This window comes from Streptomyces sp. NPDC048277, from assembly GCF_040652235.1.
In the GTDB taxonomy this organism is placed as follows: domain Bacteria; phylum Actinomycetota; class Actinomycetes; order Streptomycetales; family Streptomycetaceae; genus Streptomyces.
This window is the reverse complement of the sequence record NZ_JBEZLQ010000048.1, coordinates 34,474-44,440: the sequence shown is the minus strand read 5'-3', so window position 1 is coordinate 44,440 and position 9,967 is coordinate 34,474. Positions and strand designations below refer to the sequence as shown.

Annotated in this window: 6 protein-coding genes and 1 pseudogene; 6 read left to right on the top strand and 1 reads right to left on the bottom strand. The window is 65.1% G+C overall.

Features of this window, described 5'->3' with window-relative positions; genetic code table 11:
* Positions 1 to 1,056: 1,056 nt before the first annotated feature.
* The 6 genes and pseudogenes from AB0D85_RS49995 to AB0D85_RS49970 all read left to right on the top strand — a co-directional run bounded on the left by AB0D85_RS49995 (position 1,057) and on the right by AB0D85_RS49970 (position 7,925).
* A complete protein-coding gene (locus AB0D85_RS49995; RefSeq protein ID WP_362337574.1) occupies positions 1,057 to 1,227 on the top strand; it encodes a BsuBI/PstI family type II restriction endonuclease in 171 nt (56 codons plus the stop codon).
* 290 nt (positions 1,228 to 1,517) lie between these two features.
* A complete protein-coding gene (locus tag AB0D85_RS49990; protein ID WP_362337571.1) occupies positions 1,518 to 2,702 on the top strand; it encodes a cytochrome P450 in 1,185 nt (394 codons plus the stop codon).
* 412 nt (positions 2,703 to 3,114) lie between these two features.
* Positions 3,115 to 3,941 (top strand): annotated as a pseudogene (locus AB0D85_RS49985) (transposase family protein).
* A gap of 393 nt (positions 3,942 to 4,334) precedes the next feature.
* Positions 4,335 to 5,057, top strand: a complete 723-nt coding sequence (locus tag AB0D85_RS49980; RefSeq protein ID WP_362337568.1) for a hypothetical protein — start codon at positions 4,335 to 4,337, stop codon at positions 5,055 to 5,057.
* 473 nt (positions 5,058 to 5,530) lie between these two features.
* Positions 5,531 to 6,517 carry an AraC family transcriptional regulator ligand-binding domain-containing protein gene (locus AB0D85_RS49975; protein WP_362337565.1) on the top strand — a complete coding sequence of 329 codons (987 nt, stop codon included), beginning with the start codon at positions 5,531 to 5,533 and terminating at the stop codon, positions 6,515 to 6,517.
* Between the two features lie 13 nt (positions 6,518 to 6,530).
* Entirely contained in the window at positions 6,531 to 7,925 is a 1,395-nt protein-coding gene (locus AB0D85_RS49970) for a cytochrome P450 (protein WP_362337562.1), read from the top strand.
* A gap of 267 nt (positions 7,926 to 8,192) precedes the next feature.
* On the opposite strand, the gene AB0D85_RS49965 is transcribed toward AB0D85_RS49970, so the two are convergent.
* Positions 8,193 to 9,767 carry an ISL3 family transposase gene (locus AB0D85_RS49965; protein ID WP_362337559.1) on the bottom strand — a complete coding sequence of 525 codons (1,575 nt, stop codon included), beginning with the start codon at positions 9,765 to 9,767 and terminating at the stop codon, positions 8,193 to 8,195.
* Between the last annotated feature and the right edge of the window lie 200 nt (positions 9,768 to 9,967).

Genomic DNA, 9,967 nt, shown 5'->3' with positions numbered 1-9,967 from the left:
GCCTCAACGAACTCGGCTACCGGGTCACCCTCGACCCCATGGAGGCCGCCGGATGAACCAACCGGAACGAAACCCGGCGGGAACGGCCCCGCTGGGATCACCGTCGTGCCCGAAATACCACCCACCTGCAGTTATTTACACGTCAGAGTCGCTCAATGGGTGACGCCTTCGGCACCGGTCACGTGGATCGGGCAAGGTCGCCGGCCGGGACGGCAGGTCGGCGATCACGCGGTGCTGACGCGAGGGCGGCGTGGTAGGCCACCGGCATCAACCGGAACTTCGTTGCACGTGTGGCGGTCCACCACCACATCGTCGTGATGCGTGACCAGCACAGGTCCTCGATCGAAAAGACTTGGAAACCGCCCTGCCCCCAGAGAGAAGACGTCGGCAGTCCCAACCGACTTTGAACCACTGAGAGGGCGAGCACGTTGTGGAGACCAAGGAGGAGGATCTAGTCAAGGCTCTCCGTCCCAAAAATCGGAGGCCGTCATACCGAAAAATTTTAAAAAATATTCCGACGAGGAAGTTCAGGATGCGCTGGAGTGGGCCGCCGAAAATCCGCAAAGTAGTGCACGGCAAATTGCGGAACATGCAAGGGAAGTCGAAAACAAGTCGACGAGCCTATAGGGGTCCGAGTGAAGGTCAAATTCAAAATCTACAACTTCGCTTCAGTAATTATGCCACAGAAGAATTGAATAGGAGGCGGCAGGGCGCAACGGAGCCCGAGCGAACAACGCAAGACATACACGGTCAATATGACACGCAGGCAAAAACCACTTCCTACAGATATCAGGATCAGCAAATAAAAGAGCTTCTGAGGAACCTTGCCGACAGTGAACTAGAAACTATGGAATTCTGTTCCCGAAATGCTGTCACTGACAGGACCGTTCGAGGTTGGCTGAAGGGGGGCCCGAAGAGCAAGGATATTCTGGATGGTATGGATTATGTTACCCTAGATAAACTGGGCAAAAGTTTCGAGGGAAATAACATTACTCTTACCTAAGGGGGTATCGGAGAAGAGGCAGGCGTCCGGGGAGAGTCTTGGGTCAGTCGTGCATGGGGCGGGGGCTTCACAGTCGGGACCGGACCATAGTGGGGCTATCTACCCACCTCAGGGTTCGGCGGACGACTAAGGACATCGCATGGGAGACGGACGTGTGGTGTGCGGACAATCCCACCCACTTGATCCACTTCAATGGCGAGCGGTTCCTTGGCCCTTACAACTGAGACGGCGGGCAATTGAACGGCACGGTCCGTCCGATCATTTGACTGGGCGGACCCTTGAGTGTAGAGCTCGGCGGCGCCCGAACGGAAGCGGGGAATCGTTGTATTGTGCGTATTTACTGTTCGCGGAAGGTGGGACGGCCTGCCCTGTGGAACGCCGGCGGAATCGATCTTGTCGACGTGATACCTTTTTTGAGAACGCGTGACCTTGGCTTTGCCTTACCCGGTCATGGCGAAGGTCCTGCCTTTTGTGACGGCATATCTGGTAATTCACCAGAAAGGATTGGGGCATTATGAACCCGGCCCGGGAAACGATCCGACTCGACACTGAGTTCCTGCACGAGCCGAACACCCGTCTCGACCGGCTGGGCGTGAGCGCCCCGGTCGCCCGTGCGGTCCTCCCCGACGGTTCGCCGGGATGGTTCGTCACCGGCTACGCCGAAGCCAAGGCGCTGCTGGCGGACCCGCGACTGCGGCACAACTCCCCAGTGCCCCGGCAGGACGAGGCCGGTGACGGCGGTCCCAAGCTCCCCGAGGGGCTCGTGTCGAGCATGATCACTATGGACCCGCCCCAGCACACGCGGTTACGGAAGCTGGTGAACAAGGCGTTCACCACGCGCACGGTGGCGGCACTGCGGCCGCGCATCCGGCAGGTGGCCGATGAACTGCTGGATGCGATCCCCGTGCCGGGGCAGGTGGACCTGCTGACGGCATTCGCGTCTCCGCTGCCGATCACCGTGATCTGCGAACTGCTCGGCGTGCCCGCCGAAGACCGGGCCGACTTCCGCAGGTGGTCCCTCTCGGTCACCTCGGCGTTCTCGGCGCGGACGATAACGGATGCGCACGCCCTGCTCGGCTATCTGGCCGACCTGGTGGCGCACAAGCGCGCGCACCCCACCGGAGACCCGCTTTCGGACCTGGTGCATGTGTCCGACGGCGACGACCAGCTGACCGGGGCCGAGCTGACCTCGATGGCGGCCCTGCTGCTCGTGGCCGGGCATGAGTCGACGGTGAACCTGATCGGGAACGGGATGCTGGCCCTGCTGAAGCACCCCGACCAGTTCGAGGTCCTGCGCCGCGACCCGTCACTGATCCCGGACGCGGTCGAGGAGTTCCTGCGGGTCGCCAGCCCGGCACACATAACGACGACGCGTTTCGCCGCTGAAGCCATACGGGTGGGCGACGTCGAGATCCCCGCCGGCGAGTCGGTCATGGTGTCGCTCCTGGGCGCGAACCACGATCCGGAGCGGTTCGCCGAGCCGCACAGGCTCGATGTCACCCGCGCCGCGGCCGGCCATCTGGCGTTCGGGCACGGCATCCACCACTGCCTGGGCGCGCCGCTGGCCCGCCTCGAAGGCGAGATCGCGTTCCGTGGGCTGCTCGGGAAGTTCCACTCGGTCGAACTCGCCGAGCAGCCGCGGTGGCGGGACACCATGATGATGCACGGTCTCGAGTCGCTGCTGGTCCAGCTGAGCTGAGCCCGCCGTCGCCTCGGATATCCATCGTCCGCGAGCGAGCCGATCGGCGGTCTCGGTGCCGGGACCGAAATAGACAAATAGTTGGGAACCGTCAAATTCTTTGAGGTGGCAGGCTTCAAATGGCTCACCGACCTGGGTCGCTGAACCATCCTCTTGATCAAGAGCTGCTGTCGTTGCGGTGTGCTGGGACGAAATTGATGCGTCCGCGCCCCGATTGAACTTGCTCGCCTGTATCGCCAGCTGCGAGTATCCGCAGGCCCCTGCTGCCACCGAGTCTTTCCCCGTAAGCGCCGGTCGCTCTCTGTGATCGCGATGTTTCCGCTACGGCCCGTGCGGTCCCCAAGTCCGGGCAGGCGTAAGGCCCCTGGTAGGAACGATCTTGCGACGGATTGTTCTGACCGAGGGGCCTCACGTGTCGACCAGCGTCGCATACACCGCGGTGCTCGATGCGAAGCGGTCCACCGCCGAGCACCTGGCCCGGCTGCTGCGCGACCACCGCATCGCGGCCGGAACCCGCAGGGGCAGGCGGGCGCTGGGTCGCTTCCGGCAGGCAGCGCTCGTCCTGCGCTGGTTCATCGACAACGCCCGCCTTTCCCAACTCGCCCGCGACAATGGCCTGTCGGTCTCCACCGCATACCGCTGCCTCCATGAGGGACTGACCGTTCTGGCGGCCGGGGCGCCGGATTCTGCGACTGCGCTGGAACGCGCGAAGGCGGCCGGCTTGACGCACCTGAACCTCGACGGCACCGTCATCCGCACCGATCGCGTCGCCGCTCCCGGTCCCAACGGCGCGGACCTGTGGTGGTCCGGGAAACACCGGCATCACGGTGGGAACGTGCAGGTCATCTCCACCCCGGACGGCTGGCCGATCCGGGTCTCACCGGTCCGTCCGGGCAGGGAGCACGACACCACCTGCGCCCGCCACCATGGTCTGATCGGCGCCCTCAACCGGATCGCCGCCGAGCTGGACATGCCGACCCTGGTCGACCTCGGCCACGAGAGCGCCGGCGACGGCTTCCGCCACCCGCACAAGAAGCCCGCCGGAGGCAAGCCGACGAGGCCCAGCAGACCTACAACAAGGTCATCCGCGGCATCCACGGCGTCTGCGAGCGCGCCAACTCCCTGCTCAAGACCACCTTCCAAGCCCTGCGCAGAGTCAGCCTCGACCCCAGCCGCATCACGAAGATCGCCACCGCAGCCCTCGTCCTGCTCCAGCTCGAGTACGACCGCACCATCTGAACGATCACACAACGTCATGATCCGTTACTGGGAAAGACTCAGTGGGCCGGGGAGGTCATCGGCGGGTGACCGGTGCGACGTCGGTGAGTTGGCCCAGAGGGCCTGGGATGAGCGAGGATGAGCGGGCGGGCACGGTCATCCGTCGTGGTGATCAGGGACTCGACACCTCATGATCACCGGAAGTCCTGCCTGCCTCCGCGTCAGCCCCCGGCGACCACCCCGCGGCCCTGCCTCCCATATGGGATCCATGCGCGGTTCGCGACAGTCAGTTCGACAACGAACGGCACCATTTACCGCGTTCGGTCGCTTGCCCCCGATTCACAGCGGCAAGCGAGATCTTGAACCATTCAGCCAGGCAGCACGTTGCAAGGTGGGAAGAGGAGGATACCCGCTATGACCTCACCGGTGGAACATGACAGGATTCAAGCACGCCAGCGCCTGAAAGGCGTTTTAGGCGAGCTGGAGAAGTGTCTAGAGCAACGCGAGAAACACTTGAAGGAGCGAGCGAAACCTGCGGATTCCCAGCTACGGAGAGAGCAGCGCAATCTCCAGCTGGGAATGGCGGCGCTGACCGACAATCTCATAGAATATGGTGAGCTGTTGGTGAAGCTGACATCGTCGGATGTTTCTCGCCGATTGTTGGAGAGCTTCAGGGATTGGTCACACGATGTAGAGCTACGCGAGTCGCTCTGGCGACTGTGGGAAGAGCAGATGGATCCGGCTCTGCGTGAAGTACGCCCTCCGATACAAATGGGGACGGAGCTGCTACAGGAGGCGGAGAGCCTTCGCCCGTCCATCAGCGGCCTGCAGTGGCAACTGGCTCCGCTGCTGCATTACGAGCGAGAGCTCATCGCGGCCCGGCAGGACAAGGAGGCGCAGGCCGAGGCCATCGCCATGGCCAAAAAAGTCGGCTACGAGCCCTCACGGCTGGCCGCCGCGATCCAGGGCTACAGCGGTCCCGGCTCCACCACCGTTGCCGCAGCGGCCTCTCTTCAACCGCCCGGATCGGAGGGCAGGAAATCCGTTTCGGCAACGTCAGTACCACGGGCGTCCGCCTCGACCAATGCCGCCATGGCGCTCCCTGTCAGCGCAGGCAGCAGTCGACGCCGACGCTGAGCCGAGTGAAGTGACGGTCTTGATCATGCAGTCAGTCTGCGTTCGGTCCAGTAGGTCGTCGGCCGCAAGCGGAACATCGTGACCGACACGCTCGGCCTCCTGCTCGCAGCCCTGGTCACCGCCGACCGCCCCACGGCCCGAATGGACGGCGGTGACCGCAAGCGCCTCGTCGAACACGCCGCCGCCCTCCGCAACGACATGAATATCACCACCCGACCCCCGGGACCAATGAATTCACCCCGATATCAAACACTGGCGATGGAGAGGAATTCGGCGTGCATCACCGCTCGAAACTCTCCGACGGGACGATGGCGGGAACTGCCACAACTGTGGCGCCCTCTGCTACTACCAGGAGTGCGCGCCGCTCATGACTTGGCAAGCACTCCCGAGAAAGGACGGAGTATGTCCTCGCTGACAGGCGACATTCCAGGTCCGAGCGCTCTCGGCGCGGTGACCTGTGTGGGTGTCCGCACGTGACCAACGGCCTCTGCACGGTCAATTCGACGACGGGGGCGTCCCTGGCTGACATCGGCCTGTCGGCCGGGCCGGTGCTACGCGCGGCGGAGCTGCCCGAAGATCTGCTGCTGAGTCCGCAGGCACCCCTCACTCCCGAGCAGTTATACAGGTGCTGGAGCGCCGCTGAGTCGGTTGCCGGGGACCCTGCACTCGGTGTTTCGCCGGCCTCGAAGTTGAGCGTCGAGTCGTTCCAGGCTCCTATCTTCGCCGCGTTGTGCAGTCCCGACCTCAAGCATGCCGCTCGGCGAATGCCCACGGACAAACGCCGGCCCGGTCCGCGGACGCTCGTCGTCGAGGCCGACGGCGTCGGCCTGCATGTGCCGACTGTGATGCCGCCGGAGCCCGAACCGCCGACCAGCCTGGTCGCCTACGGGCTCGCCTGCTGGGTGGCGCTCGCGCGGCTGGGTACCCGTACCCGGGTGATCCCGGCGAGGCTGACCATGCCGAATCCGCCGCGCACCGAGGTGTATGCGGATTACCTGGGAAAGCACATTGATCACGCCCCTTCAGTGACCGTGACCTTCACACCGCCCGGCGCCCAGCACCCCTTCCTGACCGCGAACGATGCCATGTGGCAGGTCTTTGATGCCGATCCGCGGCGACGTCTTTCCGACCTGGATCAGGCGGGGGCAACCGCGGCCCGGGTCCGCGCCGCGCCGTTGGAACTCCTGCCCGCCGGCGCCACCGCTGCGCCGGATGCGTCACGGCGTCTGGCGATGAGCAGTCGGACCCCGCAGCGTCGACTGGCGAAGGAGGGCACAACGTTCCACGCCGTCCTTGAGGACGTGCGGTACAGCCTCGCCCGGCACTACCTGGCGCGGCCCGAGGTCTCGATCACCGAGATCGCGCCCTTGCCGGGATACGACGAGCCAAGCTCGTTCTACCGCACATTCCACAGGTGGTCGGGAACAACGCCGAAGCACGCCCGGACCGAGACGGCTTGACGAGAGGTTTGCGTTGCTCACTTTGACAGGGCCCCGTCCCATTCCGGTCCTCGGCAATCTGCCGGAGTTCGTTCGAGGTGGTGCTCCCCACCGGGTGCTCGAGCGCTGGGCCGACGAGTACGGGCCGACCTACCGCATACGGCTCGGCTCGAGACCCGTGGTCGTCACCGCCGAACAGGCACACGTCGATTACATCTTGCGCCACCGCCCGCACGATTTCCGGCGGTCCCGATCTACCTCAAGCATCATTGACGAGATCGTTCGGCGCGGCGTCTTCACCGCCGAGGGCGAGGAATGGCGCCGTCTGCGCAAGCTGGCCACCCAGTCGCTGCGCATGACCTACCTACAAGAATACTTCACCACGATCACGACAGTGACTGAACGGTTGCTGCGCGGCTGGAACGCTTTCTCCGTGTCCGGTGAACGGATCGACGTTCTCGACCAGATGACCCGATACACCCTGGACGTGACTGCAGGGCTGGCCATGGGCCACGATCTCAACTCGCTGGAAAGCAGCGGGGACGGCCTGCATCGCCGATTGCCGACGCTGCTGTCGGCAATCGCCCAGCGCGCGATGACGCCGATTCCGTACTGGAGATATGTGAAACTCCCACGGGATCGACGGCTGGACGCGACCCTCCGCGAGGTGGAAACGGTGGTGAGAAGAAATTTCGACTCCGCACGAGCCCGCATGAGCGGGGGCGACCAGCCGTCGAACTTCCTCGAAGCGTTGGTGACACCGTTGGAGGACGAGCCAGGAAGCACCGACGAGGAGGTGCTCGGCCATGTCCTCACCATGCTGCTGGCGGGTGAGGACACCACATCGTCCGCGGCCGCGTGGGCCCTGCACTTCCTTGCCGAGCATCCGGACGATCACGAACGGGTCCGCGCGGAGGCCGACGAGGTGCTCGGCGACTGCCGACTGCCCGGTGATGCCGCGATGATGGGGCGGCTGACCTACGCCGAGGCCGTTGTCAAGGAAGCCTTGCGGCTTCGGCCGGTCGTGCCGATGCTCGGCTTCCAGCCGACGCGGAGGTTGACGCTCGACAGCGGCGACGGGCACGAACTGAGCCTGGCCGAAGGCACCGAAGTGATATTGCTGCTGTCCTACGGCGCACGCCGGGACATCGACAGATTCCCGCAGCCTGCCGAGTTCCGTCCGGAGCGGTGGCTACAGGGCGGGCTTCCGGAGGAGACGCTGCCGTTCGTCCCGTTCGGCAGTGGCCCCCGCTTCTGCCCGGGCCGCAATCTGGCCATGATCGAGACCGCCATGGTGACGTCGGTTCTGGCTCGCTCCTTCGACTTTACGCCGGACCGATCCGCCGGTCCTGTAACGGAAGGTTTGAGCTTCGCCGTGGTTCCGAAAAATCTCTACCTCAAAGTCGAGTCGCGCACCGCCCGGAAATGAGCCATGACTCAATTCGAATTCGGTGAACTACGCCCGTGGGGGGGGCAGCAGGCGCTGCGGCAGGGCTGATTCAAAGTCCTGGGGGTCGTGGAAACGTGCAGGTGGCTGGGGTGTGACGATCCGGAGGAAGGCCGTCACGGACACAACGAAGCTCCGGTTGACGGGGTGACCTTGCCAAGTCGCCCTGCTGTCGGCGTACACCTGAACGTGGCCCTGGCATGATTTTCGTGAAGCGGGGGTGTGCTCCCGTGCGCCGATGACGCTCCGTCACGGGTGACGGCGTCGGAGGTGGGCCATGAGGACGACGCGGTGACGCAGGAGCGGGACGCCGGCGCGGCCAGCCATGATTCGTTTCTGGAGCTTCAGGTCCGTGATGCGGCCTTCGTTGACGCCCGAGTTGAACGAGGTGGTGATCCCGTGTACGACTGCCAGCTGGTCTTCGCGAATGGCGTTGGCCAGGCTCGCCAAGGCAGACAGGCCAGAAGCAGCGAGTTGGTCGAGCCAGGCTGACAGCGGGGCGGCGTCGCGGGCATTGAGCATGGCCGCGAACTGCCGTACCAAAGTGTGGGTTCGGTCGAGCTCCGGGCAGTGTTCAAGCAGTCGACGGAGTGCCTCGGTAGGGTGCAGGCCGCGCTTCTGCGGTGTGGTGGTGATCCACCGGGCGACCTGGCGGGGCGATGGTGGCCGCTCGCGCGGTGTGTCGATCGGCAGACCGCGGCGTAGCGGCGCGATGGCCATCTTGACCCGCTGGTAGTGACCGCGGTAGCCCTTGGCGGTGATCTCCTGGTGCAGCACGGTCGCGGTGTGCTCGCCCTCGTCCCACCGTTGCTGCAGGTACTCCAGGTAGGGATCGAGGCTGGTGCTTCGCCGTGGCGGGGTTCGGCGTACGCATTCCTGCCAGGTGGTGGCGCGGGCGTACTTAGCGACCGTGCGCCGGTTCAGGCCAAGCTCGCGGGCTATGGCGCTGCTTGAGCGGCCGGGGCCCGTCGCCGCGTGCACCGCCTCGAACAACCGCTTCGCGTGCCGCCGGGCCGGAGTGTCGGCCTGCTCCGGCGATGCAGCCGGGCTCGCCGGAGCCGGTTCAGGATCGGGAACCGAGGCGGGCAGGCACCGACGATGAGCAGCGGCCACGTCCGACACCCGCTTGGAAAGTCCCTGCCACAAATGAAAACGATCACTGACCTGTACCGCGTCCGGAGCGCCCTCAGTGATGCCCTGCCGGTAGACCAGCGAGCCGTCCCTGCACACCACGCGGACGCCGGGATGCGCCCGCAGCCAGGAGGCTAACTGCCCGGCATCGCGGCCCGCCCACAACTCGATCGGCAGCCGGGACTCAGCGTCCACCAACAGCGTGCCGTAGGTGTTCGCGTACAGCGCGAAGTCGTCCACACCCAGCACCTGCGGCGTCGGTGCCGGCGGAAGCGGCATGCGCATCAACTGGAACAGCACACTCGTCCGCGACAACGGCGCCTTCAGGATCCGCAGAAGCCGGGCACCACCACGGCCCGCCAGCAGCACCCCGGCCATCTCCACCAGGTGCTGCAACAGCGGACTGCGACGCTGATAACGCACAGTCAGCCCCTCGACCTGCTCGGCGAACGTCCGCCGACCACAGCCAGGAGCGTCACAGAACAGCCGCCGCACCGACAGCCCGATCAGCACCGGACGCCCACCGACCGCAACGTCGGCAAGCGTGCGGCAGTAACGACTGTGCACGCGCGTCGACCCGCGACTGCAGTCCGGGCACGCCACCGGCAACTCACGGGTGCGAGCCGCGATGCGGACCACGCCGCCCGTCGACCACACGCGTTCCACCCGCACCACATCCAGATGCGGAGACACAGTTCGTACGAGGTCATCACACTCGCCGACCATGCCGTCACCCGTGACGGAGCGTCATCGGCGCACGGGAGCACACCCCCGCTTCACGAAAATCATGCCAGGGCCAGAGAAGCCCGTACGCCGACACATGCCCGTCCGGAGCTTCGATGTGCCGCCAGTCTGCCACTGTCTGCCTGACCAAGTCGCCCACTGCCGCCCAG

What these genes read in the sequence shown, in the direction of transcription:
- AB0D85_RS49980 (WP_362337568.1), top strand. Translation starts at nt 4,335, where the DNA reads ATGACCTCACCGGTGGAACATGACAGGATTCAAGCACGCCAGCGCCTG.
- AB0D85_RS49990 (WP_362337571.1), top strand. Translation starts at nt 1,518, where the DNA reads ATGAACCCGGCCCGGGAAACGATCCGACTCGACACTGAGTTCCTGCAC.
- AB0D85_RS49995 (WP_362337574.1), top strand. Translation starts at nt 1,057, where the DNA reads ATGGGGCGGGGGCTTCACAGTCGGGACCGGACCATAGTGGGGCTATCT.